Source organism: Kitasatospora sp. NPDC004289 (assembly GCF_053602875.1).
Genome location: NZ_JBSGEL010000058.1, coordinates 27,050 through 48,390, shown reverse-complemented (window position 1 = coordinate 48,390; position 21,341 = coordinate 27,050). Strand labels below are relative to the sequence as shown.

The 21,341-nt window shown below is 73.5% G+C and carries 16 protein-coding genes; 8 read left to right on the top strand and 8 right to left on the bottom strand.

All coding sequences use genetic code 11. From position 1 onward, the window contains the following. The 3 genes from ACWEPF_RS30335 to ACWEPF_RS30325 all read right to left on the bottom strand — a co-directional run. On the bottom strand, positions 1-479 hold a 479-nt coding region (locus tag ACWEPF_RS30335), incomplete at its 3' end, for a hypothetical protein (protein ID WP_452175078.1). A 166-nt stretch (positions 480-645) separates the two neighbouring features. Then, entirely contained in the window at positions 646-1,650 is a 1,005-nt protein-coding gene (locus ACWEPF_RS30330) for a lytic transglycosylase domain-containing protein (RefSeq protein ID WP_452175077.1), read from the bottom strand. 85 nt (positions 1,651-1,735) lie between these two features. After that, a complete protein-coding gene (locus tag ACWEPF_RS30325; protein ID WP_452175076.1) occupies positions 1,736-2,056 on the bottom strand; it encodes a UBP-type zinc finger domain-containing protein in 321 nt (106 codons plus the stop codon). Between the two features lie 228 nt (positions 2,057-2,284). Between ACWEPF_RS30325 and ACWEPF_RS30320 the strand changes: the two genes are divergently transcribed. Then, complete coding sequence (locus ACWEPF_RS30320; RefSeq protein ID WP_452175075.1) at positions 2,285-3,613, top strand: DUF1254 domain-containing protein; 1,329 nt, start codon at positions 2,285-2,287, stop codon at positions 3,611-3,613. Between the two features lie 7 nt (positions 3,614-3,620). Here ACWEPF_RS30320 and ACWEPF_RS30315 read toward each other — a convergent pair whose 3' ends face one another. Continuing rightward, positions 3,621-4,463 carry an SAM-dependent methyltransferase gene (locus tag ACWEPF_RS30315; protein WP_452175074.1) on the bottom strand — a complete coding sequence of 281 codons (843 nt, stop codon included), beginning with the start codon at positions 4,461-4,463 and terminating at the stop codon, positions 3,621-3,623. A gap of 196 nt (positions 4,464-4,659) precedes the next feature. On the opposite strand from ACWEPF_RS30315, the gene ACWEPF_RS30310 reads away from it, so the two are divergent. From ACWEPF_RS30310 to ACWEPF_RS30290, 5 genes are all read left to right on the top strand, one after another. After that, positions 4,660-5,259: a TetR/AcrR family transcriptional regulator gene (locus tag ACWEPF_RS30310; RefSeq protein WP_452175073.1), complete on the top strand. Its 600-nt coding sequence runs from the start codon at positions 4,660-4,662 to the stop codon at positions 5,257-5,259. After that, positions 5,256-6,638: an MFS transporter gene (locus tag ACWEPF_RS30305; RefSeq protein ID WP_452175072.1), complete on the top strand. Its 1,383-nt coding sequence runs from the start codon at positions 5,256-5,258 to the stop codon at positions 6,636-6,638. The genes ACWEPF_RS30310 and ACWEPF_RS30305 overlap by 4 nt, the downstream gene beginning before the upstream one ends. Then, positions 6,635-8,101, top strand: coding sequence for a pyridoxal phosphate-dependent decarboxylase family protein (locus ACWEPF_RS30300; protein ID WP_452175071.1), 1,467 nt, complete (start codon positions 6,635-6,637; stop codon positions 8,099-8,101). The genes ACWEPF_RS30305 and ACWEPF_RS30300 overlap by 4 nt, the downstream gene beginning before the upstream one ends. Before the next feature lie 91 nt (positions 8,102-8,192). Continuing rightward, positions 8,193-8,558 carry a hypothetical protein gene (locus ACWEPF_RS30295; protein ID WP_452175070.1) on the top strand — a complete coding sequence of 122 codons (366 nt, stop codon included), beginning with the start codon at positions 8,193-8,195 and terminating at the stop codon, positions 8,556-8,558. Between the two features lie 126 nt (positions 8,559-8,684). Continuing rightward, the gene (locus tag ACWEPF_RS30290) at positions 8,685-9,356 is read left to right on the top strand and encodes a VanZ family protein (RefSeq protein ID WP_452175069.1); all 672 of its coding nucleotides are present in this window, start codon (positions 8,685-8,687) and stop codon (positions 9,354-9,356) included. A 163-nt stretch (positions 9,357-9,519) separates the two neighbouring features. Here ACWEPF_RS30290 and ACWEPF_RS30285 read toward each other — a convergent pair whose 3' ends face one another. After that, entirely contained in the window at positions 9,520-10,020 is a 501-nt protein-coding gene (locus ACWEPF_RS30285) for a nucleotidyltransferase domain-containing protein (protein ID WP_452175068.1), read from the bottom strand. Between the two features lie 441 nt (positions 10,021-10,461). On the opposite strand from ACWEPF_RS30285, the gene ACWEPF_RS30280 reads away from it, so the two are divergent. Further along, positions 10,462-11,736 carry a ThuA domain-containing protein gene (locus ACWEPF_RS30280; protein ID WP_452175067.1) on the top strand — a complete coding sequence of 425 codons (1,275 nt, stop codon included), beginning with the start codon at positions 10,462-10,464 and terminating at the stop codon, positions 11,734-11,736. Positions 11,737-11,803: 67 nt separating this feature from the next. Here the strand turns inward: ACWEPF_RS30280 and ACWEPF_RS30275 are convergent, their stop codons facing one another. Further along, entirely contained in the window at positions 11,804-14,791 is a 2,988-nt protein-coding gene (locus ACWEPF_RS30275; RefSeq protein ID WP_452175066.1) for a LuxR C-terminal-related transcriptional regulator, read from the bottom strand. Positions 14,792-15,077: 286 nt separating this feature from the next. On the opposite strand from ACWEPF_RS30275, the gene ACWEPF_RS30270 reads away from it, so the two are divergent. Next, positions 15,078-15,881, top strand: a complete 804-nt coding sequence (locus ACWEPF_RS30270) for a DUF6426 family protein (protein ID WP_452175065.1) — start codon at positions 15,078-15,080, stop codon at positions 15,879-15,881. A gap of 167 nt (positions 15,882-16,048) precedes the next feature. Here ACWEPF_RS30270 and ACWEPF_RS30265 read toward each other — a convergent pair whose 3' ends face one another. Together ACWEPF_RS30265 and ACWEPF_RS30260 are read right to left on the bottom strand one after the other, a co-directional pair. After that, a complete protein-coding gene (locus ACWEPF_RS30265) occupies positions 16,049-20,206 on the bottom strand; it encodes a hypothetical protein (RefSeq protein ID WP_452175064.1) in 4,158 nt (1,385 codons plus the stop codon). Beyond that, a complete protein-coding gene (locus ACWEPF_RS30260; RefSeq protein ID WP_452175063.1) occupies positions 20,203-21,093 on the bottom strand; it encodes a hypothetical protein in 891 nt (296 codons plus the stop codon). The genes ACWEPF_RS30265 and ACWEPF_RS30260 overlap by 4 nt, the downstream gene beginning before the upstream one ends. Positions 21,094-21,341 lie beyond the last annotated feature (248 nt).

Here is a 21,341-nt window from a genome sequence, read left to right as displayed (position 1 = left end):
GGCGTCTGGCCGCTGCACGGCCAGACGCAGGCCACGTCGCCGGGCATGTAGAGGCCGCGGTCGTCCTCGTAGTTGTCGCCGCCGGAGAAGTAGACCTCCGGGACCCAGCCCCACTTGCCGTTGTCGGCGAGGGTGCTGGCCCACCAGTTGTTCACCGCACCGCCGAGGTTGACGGTGGCGCCCTGCTTCTCGAACACGAACCAGTTCGAGGAGCCGCCGTAGACCAGGTAGCCGACGACGCCGCTGTTCACGTCACGGGTCGCGTAGACCGGGACGTTGCCGCGCCACAGCGGGCAGTAGGTGACGGTCTCGGTGGAGGTGTGGCCGTTGTAGGGGTTGGTGAGGTTGCGCTGGGTCGGGCTGTGGCAGGGGCTGCCGTCGTAGGCGGCGGCGCCGGGCGCGGAGACCAGGACGGCGGCCAGGGCGGCCAGGCCGGTGACGGCGGCCGTGAGGCCCTTGCGGATGCGGGTCGTGGACACGGGTGTGGTTCCCCCTCGATCGTGGTTCGGCGGCACCGGACGGACCCGGTGCCGGGCACCACACAACCGCATCGCGGGCCGCGTTTCCGCCGGTCAGCGGCCCATCGAACAATCATCGGACAATCCCCGGACAATCCCTTCGGTCCTGCTCGCGGACCGCGACCGGTCAGTGCGCGAACGGAGCGCACGCCCGTGGGTACGAGCTCGCGCCCGCCGCGTACGGCAGGCACGCGCCCCGCTCCGGCGCGTACGCCAGCAGGTGGCCCCGGACCACGTCGGTGTACGGGCGCAGCCGCTCGGGCACCCCGTTGCTCTGCTGCACCACCCAGCTCGCGGTCCGGTACGCGGCCGCCAGGTTCATCACCGGATCGCCCGGGACCCCCTCCAGCTGCGGCGCGAGCGTGCAGAGCATCCGCCCCAGCGCCATGATCGACGTCCGCTCGTCGAACGGCGGCACCGGCACCCGGCGCTGCTGGTCCTCCGGCAGGTAGTAGCGCAGCACCCGGGGCGTCCAACGAGCGATGCCGTACTCGTCGTTGGCCGGGTCGTGCAGGTGCGGGTCGAAGCCGCTCTCGGTCTTGAGGATCGCCGCGACCAGGGCCGGCGTGACCTGCGGCGCGGCGCAGAGCGTCCCGGCCCGCACGATCAGCCCCCGGTAGCGCTCGGGCACGTCGGTGCCCAGCCGCAGCCAGCGGCGGTGGTCGGTGGTGTCGGAGTCGGGCGACTGCGAGGCGGCACAGGTCAGGAGCAGCACCGCGGCCGCGCCCAGTGCCCCGAGGCGGCGCAGCAGTGTGGAGACCCGGCGTCCGGTGCCGTCTCCGTCTCCGTCTCCGCACTCGGTTTCGGTCGGGGTCGGTTCGGCTGGGGTCGGTTCGGCCGGGGTCACGGCTGACGCCCCGTCGGGTTCGTCCGCCGTCGCCAGGGCGAGCCGCCGCCGTTCCCACGCCTCGACGTCACCGCCGCAGGCGCCGACGTACGCGGCCAGCACCGCGCCGCTCGGTGCCTTCCGCCCGGCTGCGGCGGCGGCCAGGGTCGAGGCCGCGTAGTGGGTGAGCCGGGCCAGCTCCTGGTAGGAGGGCGAGCCAGCGGCGCGGCGCAGTTCCCTCAGGTCGACGGCGAACCGGGACAGCGGCCCCCCGCCCGGATCCAACGGGGCCTCTCGGCGTCCCATGTCGTACGTCCCCCTAGAACGATCACCGCTTGAACGGGGACCGATTGTCGGATGAACGTCAACGAATTGTCCATTTGACCTGCCGTCAGGCCGGGCGGAGGAAGAGCTCGTCGGTGTAGCACCACGCCCACTGCTCGCCGGGTTCGACGGACCGGGCGAGGTGGTGACCGTGCTCGGCGTGCGCGTGCCGGAAGGCGTGCCGGCCGCGGGAGCTGTCGCAGCAGCCGATGTGCCCGCAGTGCAGGCAGGCGCGGAGGTGGACCCAGGTGGTGCCGTTCCGCAGGCAGTCCTGGCAGGCCAGGGGGGTGTCCGCCGGTACTTCGGCCAGGTCGGCCAGGTGGTCGCAGGTCCGTTGGACGACCAGGCCGGGGTCCGGCGCCACGCGCCACCGCTGCTCCGTGCTCATGGCGTCCACGCTAACTCCGCAGGGGTCGACCGGGACGTGTTCCGGGCCGGGACCCGGCGGATCCTCGCGGCGGCGCCGTCTTCGACCTGCTCGACGAGGCGCACCGCAGGGCCCGGGCCTGGACCGCGGCCCGGCCCGGACAGGGCTGACGCGGTGGCGGGTTCGCGGGGTTCGCACGAGGGTGGGTGTCGGACACGCTCCGACTCGCGGAAGGTGACGGGTGCACAGATGAGTGTCGACCTGGAACGGCTGGCGGCAGAGGCCTACGTCTACGGGTTCCCCCTGGTCTTCAACCTGGAGCAGGTCGAGAGGTTCACGACCAAGGGCATGGGCAGCCTGCCCCCGGCCGCGTTCAACTCCTTCAGCCACGCCGCGAAGCTCGCCGGGCCGGCCGACACCTTCGTCAGCGTCAACAACGACACCCTCTACTCCATCGCCCAGCTCGACCTCGGCGCGGGCCCCGCCCTGCTGCGGGTGCCGGACACGGACGGCCGCTACTACGTCCTCCAGTTCGTCGACGCCTGGACCAACAACTTCGCCTACGTGGGGCGCCGCGCGAGCGGCACCGCGGCAGGCTCCTTCCTGATCACCCCGCCCGGCTGGCAGGGCGAGGTGCCGGCGCACGCCACCCGCATCCCCGCGCCGACCAGGGTGTGCACCATCGTGGGCCGCTGGGCCTGCGACGGCCCCGCCGACCTGCCCGCGGTCCGCGCCCTCCAGCAGGTCCTCACCCTCGAGACGGCGGGTGAGGCCGCCGGACTCCCCGTGATCGCGCCCGGCGCGCAGGACGACGCCCCCGCCTTCTACCGGCGGCTGCGCACCCACCTCCGGGCCTTCCCGCCCTCCGCCAGGGAACAGGAGCACCAACGCCGCTTCGCCCCGCTGGGTCTGCTGGACCCCGCGGTGGACCTCCTGACGGCACCGTCGGCGGAGCTGCGCGACGCGCTGACGGCCGGCCTGGCCGCGGGCCGGGAGGAGGTCGAGGCGTTCACCTCGCACGGCACCGGCCCGCAGCAGAACGGCTGGAAGCTCACGTACCACGCCTTCGACTACAACGCCGACCACCTGGGGCCCGGCACCCTGGACGACCCGGCGTGGATCGTCCAGGACCGCGACGCGGCCCACCTGGTGCGCGCCGCGGCCGCGCGGGCGGGACTGTGGGGCAACCACGGCTACGAAGCCGCCTACGCCATGACCTGGAACGACGGCGACGGCAAGCCCCTGGACGGCCGCCGCGCCTACACCCTCCACTTCGACAGCCCGCCGCCCGTCGACGCGTTCTGGTCCGTCACCATGTACGACCTGCCCGAGTACTTCCTGGTCGCCAACCCGGCCGACCGTTACTCCATCGGCGACCGCACCCAGGGGCTGCACGTCGGCGCGGACGGGTCCCTGACCCTGCACCTGCGCCCCGACGAGCCGTCCGACCCCGCCGCCCGCGCCAACTGGCTGCCCACCCCGCAGGGGCCGTTCCGCCCGATCCTGCGCATGTACGAGCCGGACCCCGCCGTCTTCGACGGCGGGTACACCCTCCCGCCGATCACTCCGGCCGACTGAACGCCCGTCAGCGCTTGCGGGCGACACCGGACCAGTAGTAGGCGGCGCCGGGGTCGGCGGGCTCCGCGCCCTCGGGGCGCCAGCCCATGACGGGGACGACGCCGGGCTCGACGAGTTCCCAGTCGGCGAAGAACCGCGCGACCTGGTCGCGGGTCCGCGGCACCAGGGTCATCTCGCCCCGGGCCGCGGCCTTCACGATCGAGGCCATGGCGGCGGGGTCGAAGTCCAGTCCGGGGTGGGTGATGGCGACGTAGCTGCCGGGTGCCAGGGCGTCCATCAGCACGCGGGCCTTGGCCCAGGGGTCGTCCGCGTCAGCGATCAGCATGAGGACGGCCACCAGGGTCAGGCCCACGGGCTGGTCGAGGTCCAGGGTGTCGGTCAGGACCGGGTCGGCGAGGATCTTCTCCGGCTCCATCAGGTCGGCGTGGATGTAGGCGGTGCGGCCGGAGCCGCTGCTGTCCATCAGCGCACGTGCGTGGGCGAGCACGATCGGGTCGTTGTCGACGTAGACGACCCGGCTGTCGGGGGCCGTGGCCTGGGCGACCTCGTGGGTGTTGCCCTCGGTGGGGATGCCGGTGCCGATGTCGAGGAACTGGCGGATGCCCGCCTCACCCGCGAGGTAGCGCACCGCGCGGCCGAGGAACCTGCGGTTCTCCCGGGCCATGACCTTGATGCTGGGGATGGCCTGCTCGAAGGCCTCGCCGAGAGCGCGGTCCGGCGGGAAGTTGGTCTTGCCGCCGAGCCAGTAGTCGTACATCCGCGCCGAGTGCGGGACATCGATGCGCAGGTCCACCCGCTCGATCGCCGGACCCTCCAGCCCGCGCTTCATCCACTCGATGTCGTCCGGCATCTCATCCACTCCTGTTCGACCCATGCTTCGACCCCTGACGGGTTGTCAGGAGCGCATCCTAGTGGGCGCTTTCGAACAGCGGACACGGTGGTGGCGAAGTGGTGGCCGGCGCTCGCCGCGGGCCGGGCCCCGAACGGGCGACTTCCTCTCCATCAAACGATTGATTGATGGCTCCGGTGCCCGTACGCTCACCGCCATGTCCCAGCACCGGAGTACGGCTGACACCAGCCGAGAGCGCATCATCGCGGCGGCGACCACGCTGTTCGCGGAGCACGGCTACGACGGCACCACGACGCGGACCGTCGCCGCGGCGGCCGGGTTGAACATCGCGACCGTGGCCTACCACGTCGGCAACAAGGCGGACCTGTACCGCGAAGTGATGCGGCTGGCGCACGAGACGGAGCAGTCGGCCGTCGCGGACGCGCTGGCGGCGTTCGCGCGGGACGTGGCGGCGGACCCGGCCGCGGCCGCGGCGGCGTTCGCCGACCGGTACCTGGACTTCTGCCTGGAGCAACCGCACGTCCCGGCACTGTGGATGCGGCGCTGGCTGGCGGACGCGGCCGAGTTCGCCGAACTGGAGGAGCTCTACGCCCGACCGCTGCTGGAGTCGGTGCGCGACGCCCTGACGGCGGCGCTGCCCGGGCTGGAGGAGGACCGGGCGGAGCTGACGGTGTGGACGGTGCTGTGGACCACGCACGGCTTCTGCCGGTCGGTGATCCGCCCGCAGGTGCCGCGCTTCCGGGCCCACCTGCGGGCCCTGGTGGTCAGGGAACTGGATCTGGGAGGGGCACCGTGAGCGGCCCCGGCCCCGGCCCCGGCCCTGGGTCCGGCCTCGGGCGCCGGGAGCTCGCGGCGTACGCGCTCGGGTCGGTGGGCACGGGCGTCTACTCGACGGTGCCGGGACTGCTGCTGCTCTACTTCATGACGGACGCGCTGGGCGTGCCGGCCGCGGTGGCGGGCCTGGTGGTCGCGCTGCCGAAGGTCTGGGACGCGGTGCTCAACCCGATGGTGGGAGCGGCCAGCGACCGCGAGGCACTGCGCACCGGCCGCCGGACGCGGATCCTGGCGGCGGGCACGGCGGCCCTGCCGGTGGCCTTCGCGGCGATGTTCCTGACGCCGATGACCGGCGCGGGCGCGGCGGCCTGGGTCGCGGTCGCCTTCGTGCTGGCGTCGAGCGCGTTCTCGCTGTTCCAGGTGCCGTACGTGGCGCTGCCGGCCGAGATGTCGGACCGGCCCGAGGTGCGGACCAGGATCATGGTCTGGCGGATCGTCTGCCTGACCGTCGGCATCCTGGTCGCGGGCGGGCTGGCCCCGGCGGTGGTCTCCCTGGCCGGCGGCGGCCGGGCCGGGTACGCGGTGATGGGCCTGGTGGTGGCGGCGCTGCTGCTGGTGACGCTGCTGGTACCGACCCTGGGCGCACGCCGGGTGGTGTCCCGGCCCGGCCCCGAACCGCTGGGCCTGACGGGCGCGCTGCGCACCGCCAGGGGCAACCGGGCGTTCTTCGCGCTGCTCCTCGCCTTCGTGCTGCAGGCCGCCGCAGTGGCGATCATGCTGGCGGCCGCGCCGTACGCGGCCACCTACTGGCTCGGCGGGTACCGGCTGACCTCGGTGCTGTTCGTCTGCCTGGTGGCGCCCAGTGCGGTGGCGGTCCCGCTGTGGGGGAGGGCCGCCGCCCGCTGGGGGCGGCTGCGGTGCCTGACCGCGGCGACGGCGCTGTTCGTGGCGGCCGCCGCGGCGCTGTGGCCGGCCGCCGGCCGGAGTGGAGCACAGGTCGGCGCGGTGCTGGCGCTGTGTGCGGTGCTGGGGGTGGCGTACGCCGCCCTGCAGGTGCTGCCGCTGTCGCTGCTGCCGGACACCGTGCACGCGGACGCGGCCAGGACCGGGCGGCTGCAGTCCGGCGCGTTCACCGGACTGTGGACCGCGGGTGAGACGGCGGGCCTGGCCGCCGGGCCGGGCCTGTTCTCGCTCGCCCTGGCCGCCGCCGGCTTCGTCGCCTCCACCACCGACCACCCGGTGGCGCAGACCGACACCGCGCGGGCCGGTGTCCTGCTCGGCTTCAGCCTCGTCCCGGCAGTCCTGATGCTGCTCTCCCTCCCCGCGCTGCGCGCCTACGGCCGGCGCCGCTCCACCGTCACCACACCCCTGTCGACCCCCGAAACGGAGCACGTCGCATGACCGCCACCCACCCCGGCCTGCCGCAGAGCGGCCGTCCCACCGAGGACCTGCTCGCCGAGCTGCGCGCGCTGACCGCCGCCGACCTGCCCACCCGGGGCGGGAAGACCACCGCGTACACCTACGACGCGGGCCGGCCCGAGGTCCGGGAGGCCGCGGCGCAGGCATACCTGGCGATGCTGGAGGTCAACGGCCTGGACCCGACCGCCTTTCCGAGCATCGTCGCGCTGGAGCGGCAGGTGGTCGGCGCGACCGCGTCCCGGCTCGGCGGGGACGACACCACCCCGGGCATCTTCACCAGCGGCGGCACCGAGTCGATCATCCTGGCGGTGAAGGCGGCGCGGGACTCCCGGCCGGACGTCACCGAGCCCGAGATCGTGGTCCCCGCGACCGCGCACGCCGCCTTCCACAAGGCGGGACGCTACCTGCGGGTCAAGGTGACGGTGGTGCCGGTCGACCCGACGACCTTCCGGGCGGTGCCGGAGGCGATGGCCGCCGCGTGCACCGACCGGACGGTGCTGGTGGTCGCCTCGGCGCCCTCGTACGCGCACGGCGTGGTCGACCCGGTGGGCCGGATCGCCGCCGACGCCGCCGGGCGCGGCATACCGTGCCACGTGGACGCGTGCGTGGGCGGCTGGCTGCTGCCCTGGCTCGCCGAGGCGGGCGCCGCGGTGCCGGCCTTCGACCTCTCGGTGCCCGGGGTGACCTCGCTCTCCTGCGACCTGCACAAGTTCGGCTACGCGCCGAAGGGTGCCTCGGTGGTGCTGTTCCGGGACCAGCCGATGCGGCTGGCCGCGTACTACGCCTGTGCCCAGTGGCCCGGGTACCCGGTGGTCAACTCGACGGTGCAGAGCAGCAAGGGAGCCGGTCCGCTGGCCGGTGCCTGGGCCACCCTGCAGGCCCTCGGGGCGGACGGCTACCGGGAGTTGGGGCGCGCCGCGCTGGCCGCCACCCGGCGGCTGGTGGCCGGGGTCACGGAGATCGAGGGCCTGCGGGTGCTCGGCGAGCCGGAGGCGACGCTGGTCGCCATCGGCGCCGACCCGGACGCCCCGCTCGACCTGTGGGAGCTGGCGGACGAGTCCCGGGCGCGCGGGTACTTCCTGCAGCCGCAGCTGAGCGTGGACGGGCTGCCGGCCAGCCTGCACCTGACCCTCACCGGGGTCAGCGAGCAGGGGGTCGACGGGCTGCTGGACGCGCTGCGCGAGAGTGCGGCGGCGGTGCGCGGACGGGGGCCGGTGGAGGCACCGCACGACCTCGTGGCGCTGCTCGACCAGCTGGACTTCGCGGAGCTCGACGACGCGACCTTCGCGGCGCTGCTCCCGGCCACCGGCCTCGACCTGTCCGGCGACGGCGCCGCCCGGATGGCCGGCGTCAACCGGCTGCTGGACGCGCTTCCCCCGCAGCAGCGCGACCAACTGACGACCCGTTTCCTGTCCGCGCTCTACAGCCCGCACCTGGGCGGCTGACGGCTCCGCGCGGGTGGGCGGCTTGCCGTCCGCCCGCCGTCCGCCCGCCGCCGGCACGCGTCCGACGGCGGCCGGGTCGCTGGACGGGACCGTGGTCGACCCGATCGGGTTTCGCGCGGCGCCGAGCGGTCACACGCACGTCATGGGCAACTACGTGATCACTGTTCCGGGAACGGTTCCGCACCCGCTGGAAGGAGCGGCGCGCAGCCGGCTGCTGGCCGTCGTGCGCGGCGCCGACCCGAGCGAGGTCGGCGAAGCGGTACCCGAGCTCGACGTCCTGACCCTGGACGAGTCGGAAGGGACGTTCGTGCTGCGCCTGGAGGTCGAGGCCGACGACCGCGCCGCCGCGGGCACGGCGGCGACGGACCTGGCGGAGCGTGCCTTCGCCGCCGCGGGCTACCCGCCGGGCACGGTGAGCGTCGGTGCTCCGGTGGTCACCGGCATCGACGTCGGCTGAGGGTGTCCGCGGCTCCGGCGTGAGTGCGCGCCGTGCGGGTAAGCGATGGCCCTCAGCGGTGTGCGGCAGAAGAGGGGAACCGAAACGATGGCGGTCAGAGGGGTAGGCAGGGGCGGAGGGCGGCCGGTGGGCAGGGGCGTCGACACGGGCGAGGAAACGACGGCCGGCCACGCACCTGACGTAGCGGAGCACGGAACGGCGCGTCGAGTCGTCGTGGACGGGAAGAGCGCGGAACCGAGCCGTGGGCGGCGCTGGGCAGCGGTCGCGGCCAGGTGGCTCGTCCTCGTCGCCGCCTTCCTGGCTTCCGTCGCCTTCGCCGCGGCGCTGGCCCGCGTCGCCTTGGTTCCCGTGCCCGGGGCGGTCGGCCAGGTGCACAGCAACCTTCGGCCGGGCGACTCGCTGCGCCACTACCTGCTGCACGCCACCACGCTCGATGCAGCCCGGCAGGTGGGCGGGAACGTCCTGCTGGGCGCACCGTTCGGGTTGCTCCTGCCGGTGCTCTGGCCGAAGGCCCGCGGTCTGTTCCGGGTCCTGCTACGCACGGCGGCGTTGATGCTGCTGGTCGAACTGGTCCAAGGAGCGCTCATCACCGGCCGCGCCTTCGACGTCGACGACATCATCCTGAACACGGCCGGTGCCGTCCTCGGCTACCTCCTGCTGGGACGCAGGCTCGTCCGGGTCGTCCGGCGCGGCCGGACACCGGACGCCCCGGCTCCGCGACAGCCGGGTCGGCTCGTCCCTCGCAGGCAACCGGCCCGTGCCGCCGCTGAACCGGGCGCGGAGCCGGGGCTGGGATAGCGCGGCACCGGTCGCGTGCGGCCGGCGGTGGGCCTCCAGTTGAGGGGTGGCGAAGGTCCGGGCCTCCTCTGGCCGGAGGCCCCGCCGGTCGGTCTGCGACCCGGGTCCCACGGTGGGTCTCCACGTCGCTCGGGGCGCGGGCATCAGCGCTGTCGACGGTCCGTCAGGCGTGGCCGGTGCCTGGAGGTGGGGCGTCGGTCAGGGTGTGGAGGAGGGCGATGTCGTGGTGGTCGACCTCGCGGAGGGTGTAGCCGGTGCGGAAGGTCAGTTGCTGGGCGGCTGAGAGGCAGGGGATCGTGCGGCCTCGGAGGGTGCCAGTCGCGAAGGCCTCACGGGGGTAGTGGAAGTAGCCGTCGTGGAGGTCGGACTGGCGGCCCGCGCCGGTGGTGTCGAAGTGGACCGGGTGGAGGTCGACCCAGCGCCGGCCGGGGGCGGCGAGCTCGACCCGGGCAGGGCGTTGGTCGGTCTCGATCCGGTAGCCGTGGGCGGCCAGCGCCGTGATGGCGGCGGCCTCGCGGGTGGCGTCGAGGGCGAGGTCGAGGTCGCGGTGCTCGCGGGTCTGACGGCCCACCAGGACGTCGACGCCCCAGCCGCCGGCGACCCAGCACGGGGCTTCGGCGGAGTGCAGGGCGTCGAGCACGTCGAAGAGGTCGGTGATGTTCATCGCCGCCATCCGAACCGAGGTGCGGCCCGCACGCAAGCGAGTTGTGGCAGGGCGGTGGCTCGCGCGATCCGTGGCGGGGTGATGCGACGGTGCGCGGCGGCGGTGCGGCACCCGGGCTGCGAGGTCACCTCCCGAACGCGGGCAGCCGTCGTCGGTCCACCCCCAGGGCGGTGTCGAGCACCCGTGACACCGTGCGGGACCGGTTCCGGTGCGGAGGTTCCGAGTGAACCGGCCCACGATCCAGCCGTCAAGACTTCACGCCTGAGCTGATGAATCGTCAGAGAGTCGGCAGGTGACTCCATTTGAGCGTTCAAGAGCCGAACGACCGACGTCTTGACGTGATTGGTTCAGACCTCTAGGTTCCCGGCTCAGGCAAGCACCAAGGCGCACCCCCACTGGCGCCCCCACCTCCCGGCCGGCCCCCACCGAAGGAGCAGACCCATGCCGCGCCACACCGTTCCCCGGAGGCTCCCCCACGTCCTCCTGGCCCTGCTCGCCCTCCTGATCGGCCTCCTCGTCCCCGCCGCCCAGCGGGCCCGAGCCGTGCCGCTCGCACCGGACTTCAAGGTCCTCGCGCTCTACAACGGCACCTGGGACGCCGCCCACATCGACTTCGTCAAGGAAGCCAACGACTGGTTCCCCAAGGCCGCGGCGGCCAACAACTTCAGCTACACCGCCAGCACCAACTGGGACCTGCTCGCCAACGGCGGCGTCGACGCCTACAGCGTCGTCCTCTTCCTCGACGACGCCCCCCAGAGCGCGGCCCAACGCGCCGGCTTCGAGCGCTACGTGCGGGGCGGCGGTGCCTGGCTCGGCTTCCACGTCTCCGCGTTCACCACCAACGCCTCCGCCTGGGACTGGTACTACAACCAGTTCCTCGGCAGCGGCAACTTCCGGTCCAACACCTGGGGACCCACCACCGCCGTCCTGCGCACCGAGAACCCCGCGCACCCGGCCGCGGCCTCCCTGCCCGCGACCTGGACCTCTGCGGTGAGCGAGTGGTACGCCTGGTCGAACAACCTGCGGGCGAACCCGAACATCAAGGTCCTGGCCTCCGTCGACGCCTCCAGCTTCCCGCTGGGCACCGACCCCAACCAGTCCTGGTACAGCGGCGACTACCCCATCGTGTGGACCAACACCCAGTACCGGATGCTGTACGCCAACTTCGGCCACAACGCGATGAACTACGCCACCAACACCCGCACTTCGTCCACCTTCGCCTCCGCCACCCAGAACCGCCTGCTGCTCGACGCCCTCAAGTGGCTCGGCAAGGCCCCCGTCGCCACCGACCCCTGGAACAGCCTGACCTCGCGGGCCAACGGCCTGTGCGTGGACGCCCGGGCCGCCGCGACAGCCAACGGCACCGCGGTCCAGCAGTACACCTGCAACTCCACCACCGCCCAGCACTTCCGCCTCACCGCCACCGACAGCGGCTACGTGCGGCTGGCCGCACGCAACAACCCCGACCAGGTCGTCGACGTCACCGGCGTCTCCACCGCCGACAACGCCCCGCTGCAGCTGTGGACCTACGGCGGCGGCGCCAACCAGCAGTGGCGCCCGGTCACCGAAGCCGGTGGCGGTCAGCACTTCGTCGCCCGGCACAGCGGCAAGTGCCTCACCGTCGCCACCACCGCCGCGACCAACTCCGTCCAGCTCGTCCAGCGCACCTGCGACGACTCCGCCGCCCAGAGCTTCCGCCTCACCGCCCAGCCCTGACCGAAGATCCAGCGCATCCGGGCCGGGGCGGGTACACCATCGCCCCGGCCCGGCTGGTGCGCGCCGATCACTGCAACTCCGGCTCGGCCCCTGCCCGTTGGAGACCGGCGCCTGGAGCCGGGCCGAGCACCCGGGCCAGTGCGGTGCGCGAGGAGACGCCCAACTTGCGGTAGGCGTTGCCCAGATGGGATTCGACGGTGCGATGGCTGAGGAAGAGGCGCTCGGCGATCTGACGGGAGCGCAGTCCGGCGGCCGCCAGGTCGGCGACCTCGCGTTCGCGATCGCTGAGCGGGGAGCGGACGGTCGGGGGCCCGGGGGCGGCCGCCGAGTGCGGGCCGGGGGCCGTGGTGAGGTGGGCACGTAGGCGTCCGGCCTTCTCCAGGACCAGGGCCGCCCCGCAGGGCCGGGCGAGTGCCTCGGCCCGCTCCACCAGGTCCAGTGCGGCGGCCGGGCCGCGCACGGCAGCCGTCACGGGCGCCGCGGCGATCAGGGTCCAGGCGTGCTGTACGGGCAGCCCACCGGTGCGGAATCCCTCCGCGGCGCGCTCGAACAGATCCAGGGAGCGGCTGTGCTCCCCGCGTGCCGAGCAGAGCTGGGCGGCGGCCCGGTGCACGCAGGCCCACTGCAACGGCAGGCCGAGCCGCTCGGCGTCCGCCTCCGCGTCGGCGAGCAGCTGCCCGGCGTGCTCCGCGTCGCCGTCGGCCAGGGCGGCGAGCGCCATCAGGGCGAGCAGCGAGGGCCGGAAGGCCGGCTGCACGTCCGGCAGGCCGGCGCCGCCACCGCCGTCCAGCAGCGTCCGCAGGCAGCCGGCGGCGTCCCCGCCGAGCAGTTGGGCATGGGCCAGCAGGCTGATCGCCGAGGTGGCCCACCAGCCCCGGCCCAGCGCGACGGTGTCCACCGCCCGCGCCGCGAGCGCGACCGCCTCGCCGGCGTGCTCCTGCCCCCGGGACCAGACCAGGGTCATGGCGCGCATCGCGGTCGCCAGCGTCACCACGTCCGGCGCGCCGACCGCCCGGGCCAGCTCCTCCGCCTCGGCGGCCCGCCGCTCCGCCGAGCCGAGCCGGCCGGCCCACTGGTCGATCATGGTCAGACCCAGCAACTGGTGGGCGCGGATGTGCTTCTGGGCGCCGCCGGTCGCGGCGTCCAGGCCCCGCAGGAGGTGGCGCCGGGCGTCCGGGAAGCGTTCGAGGTACAGCTCCGCGCAGCCGAGCAGGGTGAGGGTGTCCGGCGTGTGGCCGGCGACCCCGTCCGGCAGCGCGTCCACCAGCGCGGCGCAGCGGGCCACTTCGGCCGCTCCCCGCGCGGTGTCGCCGGAGAAGACGTCGCAGAAGGCGATCAGCACGCGCAGGGCCGTCGACGCGGCGGGCCCGGCCTCGGTCCGCGAGCGGGCGGCCTCCCGCAGCAGCGGGCGGATCCGGTCGTGGGTGCCGCGCAGGACGTGCACCAGCCCGTACTCGTAGACCAGTTCGGTGGCCTCGACCGACAGGGCTGCGGGCAGTGGCCGGGGGAGCAGGGCCATCCCGGTGCGGGCGATGGCCTCCGCTTCCTGGTAGCGGCAGAGCAGGCGTTCGGCGGCGGCGCAGAGCGCGTACGTGCGGGGCAGGAGCCGGGAGGGCAGCCCCGGACCCGGGGTGCGGTCGGGTGGGGTGGGTGGTTCGTGGTCCGGTGCGGAGGGTCGGTGGCCGCTCTCGGTGAGGAGGCGGTGGGCGAGGGCGCGTGCCTCGGTGAGGCGTCCGGCGGCGATCAGGGCCCGGCCGTGCGCGAGTTCCCATGCGGCGCGCTCCGGCAGCTCCTGCTCGATGCCGGGGGCGGGCAGGGTGTCCAGGGCGAGGCGGAGCCAGCGGGCCGCGAGCTCGGGGGCCCGGGTGAGGGCCTCGGCGGCTCCTTCGGAGAGGAGGCGGGCCGCCGCGGGCCCGTCGGTGTGTGCCAGGTACTCGGCGTGCCGGGCCCGTTCGAGGGCCGGGGCTCCGCGCTCGACGGCGATCCGCAGGGCCTGCCGGTGGGCGTCCAGCAGTTGCGGCAGCTCGCAGGAGGCGTGCACCACCCGGCCGACGGCCGGATGACGGAACGTCAGTTCCCCTCCCCGGTCGGACGGGCGGACCAGGTCGGCGCGGAGCAGCTCGGCGCAGGCCGCGAGACCCTCCCGGGCGTCGAGCCCGGCGATCCGGGCCGCGTCGGTCGGCCGGAACGTTGGGCCCAGGACGGAGGCGGCCCGCGCGGTGGCCCGGGCCGGTCCGCTCAGCCTGCCGACCTCGGCGAGCAGCGCCGCGGCCTCGCGCGGCAGCGCGTCCTCGTCGCGACCCGCGCGGTCCGGCCACAGGGCGGGGTCGAAACGGGCCGCGACCAGCAGCCGCAGGTACCCGGGGAGCCCGCTCGACGCGGCGTGCAGGGCTGTCACGGTGTCGCTGCCGCTCCCGCTCGCGGCCCCGTACCGGTCGCCGAGCAGTGCGGCCACTGCGGGTAGGTCGAGCGGGCAGGCCTCCACCCGGAGGAACGTGTCGGTCCGCACGCCGAGGTCGAGTGCCTCCACCAGGGCCGGTGGGCTCTGCCGGGGCCGGTGCACCAGGACCAGTACGAAGGCGGCGCCGGTGGTGCCGGGCGCGACCGGTGTCGGCGGAGTGGTGCGGACGGATGCCGACGGTGCGGATGCCGGGGCCGCCGCGACCGGAGCCGCACGGGTCAGCCGGAGGACCAGTTCCACCGAGGCCGGATCGGCCAGGTGCAGGTCGTCGACCACCAACAAGCCACCGGCGGCGCGCTGTTGGAGAAGTTCGCACCAGGCGTCGAGGTCGAGGGTTCCGGAGGCCGCGGCCGGCCCGACCGTGTCGCGGAAGACCTGGTGGTCGCCCTCGTCCGAGCGGGTCGCCCGCGCCCAGAGCACCGGAATCCCGCGTTGTGCCGCCTGGTCGGCCAGCTCGCAGGCCAACTGGGTCTTGCCCGCGCCCGGTTCGCCGGTGATCTCGACCACGGCCCCCCGGCCGCGCTCCAGACCCTCCAGGGTGGCCACCATCTGCCTTAACTCGGCTTGCCTGCCGACGGTCTGACGGCCCGTCATCGACAACGCCACGACGAACACCCGTCCTCTCCGCGGCCACCGGCCGCTCCGGGCCGCCGCTCTCCCGGAGCGCCGCCTCCCCCTGCTCGATTCGTGCCCAACGTAGTGCGCGGCACTGACGGCGGTCCGGTGCGCCGAACGTCCGCCCGGCCGTCTCCCCGGTCCAGGCTCCGTATCCGCTTGCGTAGTTCTACGGCTGCCCGGGGCCGGACCGCCGGGAAGACTGCCGTGTCGTCGGGCCGAGACCCGGTCCGACGCTCCGTTCACCCCCGACTTGGGAGAGACCGTGAAGTTGCGATCCATGGCGACGGCGGCCGTACTCGGCGCCGTCGTCCTCACCGCGGTGCCCGCCGTGGCCATCCCCACCGCCGCGTACGCCTGTGACGGTTCCGTGCTGTGCCAGGACGAGGACCCGTACGACGACGGAAACGGCGGTGGCGGCTCGGGCGGTGGTGGCGGTGCTGGGGGCGGCGGTGAGTGGGGTGACCCCGGCGGCGACAGTGGCGGCGGGTCGGGCGGCGACTCGAGCGACCCGGGGGACGGCGGGGGCAGCGCGCCGGACGGCGGCGGGGCGGTGACGGAGGTTCCGGACGGCTCGATCGGCCAGCCGATCGACGGGACCCTTCCCCAGGTCGTGGTCACCGGATACGCCAACCTCCCGGTCACCCCGGCGGGCCCGGGCATTCCGGTGGCGTCGCCGAGCAGCGGTGCCAGCCCGCTGTTCACCATGTACCGGCAGGGCCGGGTGTGGGACGTCCGGGCGAGCAACTGCTACCGCAACCAGTCCAGTTCCGTGGAGGCCAAGTACAGCCGAGGGGTGACCTACACCGTCACCACCGAGACCAGCGCCAACATCTCCGGGACGGCACTCGAGACGATCACCGCCGCGCTGAACACCAAGCTCAACACCGCCGTCACCGAGACCTACAACGAGGAGTTCACGCTCAAGCCGGGCGCGTCCTGGGCCGTGTACGTCGAGTACCAGACCAGCGTCTACGCGATCACCACGCACGACTTCTGGGGCAACTACTCGACCGAGTACGTCAACGTCACCCGGCCCACCGGCGTCGTGAGCGGCCGGGCCTGCTAGCGCCCGCCGTGGATGGGGGACGGCTGCCCTGACGTGTCGTCACCCCGGGTGGGAGCGGATCGTACGGGAGGAACGCGTGCGGTCCGCTCCCACCGCGTCGGCGCGGGGGCGGTGACCAGGAACGGGCCCCTGGAGCGATGGGGTCGTGAGGCCCGCAGGGCCACCCGTCAGCGCGCCCTCGCTCCGGTGTGGTGCTCGTAGAAGGCGAGGTCGTCGTCGAAGCCGACCATGAGGCCACTGGTATTCGTGAGCGTGAGGGCCCGAGGGTCGCTGATCAGGATCTCGACCGTGCCCCGGCGGGTCGTCAGGTCCCAGATCCGCACCGTTGCGTCCGCGCTCGCGGTGATGGCCACGGGCCGGTCGTCGAGGACGGCGCAGGTCACCTGCCGAACGGCTCCGGTGTGGCCTCTGAGAGGTTCGCCGGTGGGCTGACAGGTGATCAGGTCCCAGACCTGCACCGTGCCGTCCGCACTCGCGATGACGCCGATGAACTGGCCGTCCACCGTCGTGCACGCCACTGCGGTCACGGTGCTGGTGCGGCCGGTGAGGAACTCGCGGATTCGCTGGCGCATGGTCAGGTCCCAGACTCGCACGGTTCCGTCGTGGCCAGCGGTGACGGCGAGGGTGTAGCCGTTCAGCACCGTGCACGTGACGGCGGCAATGGTGCCGCGGTGTGCGATGTAGACACCCCGAGGAGTCCACTCGTAGGCCGCGGCGCTGGTCAGGTCCCAGACCCGCAGGGTGCCGTCCTCGCCGGCGGTGACGGCTGCGGGCCGGTCGTTGAAGGTCGTGCACACCAATGCGGTCACGGGACCGGTGTGGCCGGTGAGGGGATCGCCGATTCTCCGGCGGGTCGTCAGGTCCCAGATCCTCACGGTGCCGTCCTTGTCGGCGGTGACGGCTGCGGGCCGGTCGTCCAAGGTCGTGCAGGCCACTCTGGTTCCGAGGTCGGTCAGGGGCGGCCCGATGGGCCGGTGGGTCGTCAGGTCCCAGATCTGCACGGTGCCGTCCAGGCCGGCGGTGACGGCTGCGGGCCGGTCGTCGACGACGGTACAGGTCACCGCCCTCACCGTGCTCGACGGGCCGGTGAGGACGGTCCGCCCGGTCGAGGGGAGGGCGGGGCCAGTGGGCAGGTCCCAGATCCGCACGGTGCCGTCCGCATTCGCGGTGACGGCCACGGGCCGGTTGTCGAGGAGGGTGCACACCACCGCCCTCACGGAGTTGCTGTAGCCCGTGAGGGGTTCGCCGACGGATTGACGGGTGGTCAGGTCCCAGATCCGCAGAGGGCCCGCGAGATTGCCGGTGACGACCACGGGACGGTCGTCCAGCGTCGTGCACGCCAGTGAGGTCACGAGGCTGGGGCGGCCGTCGAGGGGCGGGCCGATGGGCTGACGGGACATCAGGTCCCAGACCTGTAGCCCGCCGATCAGACTCGCGATGATGGCCACGGGCCGATCGTCGAGGACGGTGCACGCCACCGCCGTCACGCCGATGCGGTGCTTGGTGAGGGGTTCGCCGATGGGTTGGTGGTTCGTCAGGTCGCAGAGCTTCAGGGTTCCGTCCGCGCCGGTGGTGATGGCCACGGGTCGGTTGTCGAGGACGGTGCAGGTCACCGCTTTCACGGCGCCGGAGTGTCCGGTGAGGGGTTCGCCGATGGGTTGGTGGTTCGTCAGGTCCCAGAGCCTCAGGGTTCCGTCCGCGCCGGTGGTGATGGCCACGGGTCGGTTGTCGAGGACGGTGCAGGCCACTGCTTCCACGCCGCCGGAATGTCCGACAAGAGGTTCGCCGATCTGCCGACCAGCGGTCAGGTCCCACACCCGTGCCGTGCCGTCCCCACTCGCCGTGACGGCGACGGGCCGCTCGTCCAGCGTGGTCACGGCTACCGCGTGCACCATCGGGCTGTGACCGGTGAGCGTGTCCCGGAGGGCGGGGTTGAAGGTGTTGCCGGTGGCCCACTGCGGCGTCCAGGTGCCGGCCGGCGTGTGCTGGGTGAGGTCGTGGTGGAGTCGGTGCGCGCCGGCGCGGGCGGCTTCGAGGGCGAGGACCTGGCGGCGTCGATCGGGGGTGGTGTCCAGGTGGAGGTGGAGGCCATGGCGGTAGACCGCGGCGGACAAGCGGGCAGTGTGGTGCCGGGCGTGGTGGAGATGGGGGGTGAGGCCGCGGGGGTCGGCGTGCACGAGGTACTCGGCATCTTCGAGGACCTGGTCGAGGAGCCCGGCACGGGCGGCGTGGTGCGCGAGGTGAGCGAGGGTGTAGGGGTGCGCGCGGGACCAGTCGCGGGCACCGTCGGCGCGGTAGGGGACCCGGTCGGTGAGGACCCGTACGCAGGCGGCGTGCACGGCCTGGCCGTCGGTGTCCTCACGTAGGTGCTCGGCCATGGCCTCGTGGTAGAGGCGGTAGGCGGAGCGGTGGTTCTCGGTGGCCTCGACGACGTAGGAGCCGGCCTCGTTGCGCAGCCACAGGAGGTCGTCGTCGGTGAGGGTGCGGCCGGAGACGGCGGTGGCGAGGGAGGCCCAGATGTCTTCCCAGGGCAGGCCTTGGCCTTGGGCGTAGGCGAGGGGCCGTAGGAGGTCGGTGGCGCGCTGCGCATGGGGGCCGAGGCGTCGGTGGAGGTCCTCGCGCATGGCGTCGCCTGCGTGGCGGGGCAGGGACGCCTGCCAGACGGGGTCGGACGGGTCGGGGATGACGGGGGTGGCGGCAAGGGTGCCGGCGGTGAGGCGGGCGATGAGGAAGGAGTTCCCGGCCGCTCGGGCGACGGCGCTCGCGACCGGCCTCACCTGGGCGGGGTGTTCGCGGTAGGGGGAGGTGGTGCGGGACTGCAGGAGGGTGCGGGCGGTGTAGGTCACGAGGGCCTGATGGTCGGCGTAGCGGGGGCTGTCGAGGTCGACGACCTGCTCCGTGTCGGCGGGGTCGATGCCGAGGCGGGGCAGCAGGTAGGGGCGGGTGCCCAACAGGAGGCGGATGCGGCCGCGGGAGTGCTCGATCAGTGGGCGCAGGACGGTGGTGCAGAGGGTGTGGGGAGTGGCGGCTTCGTCGAGTGCGTCGACGAGGATGCTCAGCGGCTGTGAGCGGTGGGCGAGGGCGTCGAGGAGCTCGCCCACCGTCTTGGCCGGGGTGGTGATGCGGGCGGCGGCGCAGATCGCGTCCAGGACGTCGGTGTCGCTCAGCCCTTGGGCGTATACGGCGGTGTCGAGGGTGCCAGGGGCGATCAGGCCCGGTGGGATGTCGAGTGCGTCGAGGGGGACGGCGCGGCGGCGTTCGGGATGGGAGAGGGCGGCGATCAGGCCGAGAACGGCGGTCTTGCCGGAGCCGGGGCCGGCGGTGACCACTCGGCAGGACCGGCTGTCCGGCGCGGACGGGGTGCTGAGCCACTCCCCGAGGTGGCGCAGGGCAGCCTCTCGGCCGCTGAACCACCAGGCGGGGGCGGCGAGGTCGTCGCCCGGGCGGCCTTGGTAGCCCATGGCGCGTACCAGGAGGCGGGTGGTGAGCTCGGCATCGCGCTTGCGGTCCTGTGCGTCGAAGGCGGCAGCCTGTTGCAGGGCGAGGTCGACCTCGTTCAGCCGGGGGTCGTGGCGGGGGTTGGGGAAGAACGCGGGCGGCTCGCCGTCGAAGCCGACCCTGTTCTGGCTGATCCGCTGGTCGCCGGGCAGGTCCTTGGAGCGGTTCATGTGCTGCACGATGGCGTCGACCGACAGCGTGGTGGGGACGTGGCCGGCGACGGACAGGTCGGTGACGGCCTGCTGCAGAAGCTTGGGGAACACGCCTGTGTGTGCCAGCTGGTGCGGCTGGGCGGATGAGACGACCACCAGGCCCGCCCCCGGCTTCCGGCCCCAGACGGGACCCAGGTGCTTCAGCGCGGCTGCGGTCAGTTGGTTGCCGCCCAGGCCGATGTAGCAGGCGTCCAGCAGCAGCATCACCCGGCTGATCTGGCTGTCGCGCAGCATCACCCGGGTCAGCTCCGCGGTGGGCAGTGAGGTGTAGGTCAGGTCGTCGGGGTCGGTGTCGGTGGTGTACAGAACGTGCTCGTCACCGTCGTCGAGGGTCCCGCCGTGGCACGACAGGTAGAACGCCAGCTCGTCGTCCTCGCGCCGCTCCTTCGAGGAGCAGAACGCGCGCAGCGCGTCGGTGAGCTGCAGCTTGGTCGGGCTCAGTGGCAGCGGGTCATGGAGTCGGTAGCCGAGCTGCCGGGTGAACAGGTCGATGATCCGGTCGCGTGCCTCCACCAGGCCGGTCCGGTTCAAGGTCCGGTCCTTCGGGTAGTCGGCGACCACCGTCGCGATCAGGAATCTGCGCGGCCCCTTCGCTGCTTCAGCGCTGTCGCTCACGCGAGGCCGTCGGCGATCGCCCGCCCGCACAGCGCGTCCGTCAGGTAGGCGGTCGCGTCGTGGGCGTGCGCACCGTTGGACACCGTCGCCGAGCGCACCCGCTCCCCGAAGGCCGGGCGCAGGTCCTTCACCAGCGCCACCACGTCACCGGCATCCGCCAGGTTCGTCCACTCCAGCTGCTCCCCGCCCGGCCATGCCCCGCGCACCGCCTTGCCCTTGCCCTTGCTGTCAGGGGCGGGCACAGGGGTGGGTTGGAGGCGGTGCACGACCAGATGGGGGATGCCCAAGGGGGAGCCGATCGTCACCAGCGCCCGCACCCGGTGACCCGGAAGTGCGCACAGCGCCTCGTAGGCGACCACCGAGCCGAGCGAGTGCGCCACCACGACCCGGGTGTCCTCCCCGATCTGCACCATCACCCGGGCGCGGGCCTGCTCACGCACCTGCTGGTCCGTCAGGTAGGCCCGGACCTGCTTCAGATCCGCCACCATCGCCCGCAGCGCGACGTCCGCGAAGAACTTCGACCCCGAGAGCGCCCGCAGCGCGCCCTGCACCGACCGCGGCGTCGCCACCAGGACGTCGTCCGCGTCCGGCGCCACCACCCCCGGATCCGACTCCGCTGCGGCCTTCCACCACTCGGCGAGCAGCTCCTGCTCGAAGCCCTCCTCCACGTCGGCGGCCGTGTAGGGCGGGTCACCAGCGGCGAGGAACTCGCCGGCCGGGCGGAACAGGTCGCCGTAGAAGGCCACCGCCACATCCGACTCCGCCACCAGGCTCTCGGCCCCGGCGCGGCGCAGCCCGTCGCTCAACGCGGGCCACCACACCGACCGCAGCCGACTCTCCCCCTGCACCTGCTGCCCGATCCCGTGCACACACACCACTCGCGCCACCACACCCACCCCACCCCGCGAGAGGACGACCCGCCCTGACGACTCCACACCTACCAGTACCCGTCGGCTCCGAGAGGTGAACTCCCGACCCGGGCGAGTGATTGCAGGCGGCAGTGACTGGGCGTCAGCTCTTGGGCGGTGGTGTGTGTGGCTCGCCCGGCTGACTGTGGATCCCGGGACGATCCGTCCGGGTCTGGCGGGGCCCGAGGCACTACGGGGGTGACCGGGCTCAGGCTCTCGCGGCCGAT

Bases quoted from the DNA above. Each gene is read 5' to 3' on its own strand.
- ACWEPF_RS30330 (WP_452175077.1), bottom strand. From the start codon at position 1,650: ATGGGACGCCGAGAGGCCCCGTTGGATCCGGGCGGGGGGCCGCTGTCC.
- ACWEPF_RS30325 (WP_452175076.1), bottom strand. From the start codon at position 2,056: ATGAGCACGGAGCAGCGGTGGCGCGTGGCGCCGGACCCCGGCCTGGTC.
- ACWEPF_RS30320 (WP_452175075.1), top strand. From the start codon at position 2,285: ATGAGTGTCGACCTGGAACGGCTGGCGGCAGAGGCCTACGTCTACGGG.
- ACWEPF_RS30315 (WP_452175074.1), bottom strand. From the start codon at position 4,463: ATGCCGGACGACATCGAGTGGATGAAGCGCGGGCTGGAGGGTCCGGCG.
- ACWEPF_RS30310 (WP_452175073.1), top strand. From the start codon at position 4,660: ATGTCCCAGCACCGGAGTACGGCTGACACCAGCCGAGAGCGCATCATC.
- ACWEPF_RS30300 (WP_452175071.1), top strand. From the start codon at position 6,635: ATGACCGCCACCCACCCCGGCCTGCCGCAGAGCGGCCGTCCCACCGAG.
- ACWEPF_RS30285 (WP_452175068.1), bottom strand. From the start codon at position 10,020: ATGAACATCACCGACCTCTTCGACGTGCTCGACGCCCTGCACTCCGCC.
- ACWEPF_RS30280 (WP_452175067.1), top strand. From the start codon at position 10,462: ATGCCGCGCCACACCGTTCCCCGGAGGCTCCCCCACGTCCTCCTGGCC.
- ACWEPF_RS30275 (WP_452175066.1), bottom strand. From the start codon at position 14,791: ATGACGGGCCGTCAGACCGTCGGCAGGCAAGCCGAGTTAAGGCAGATG.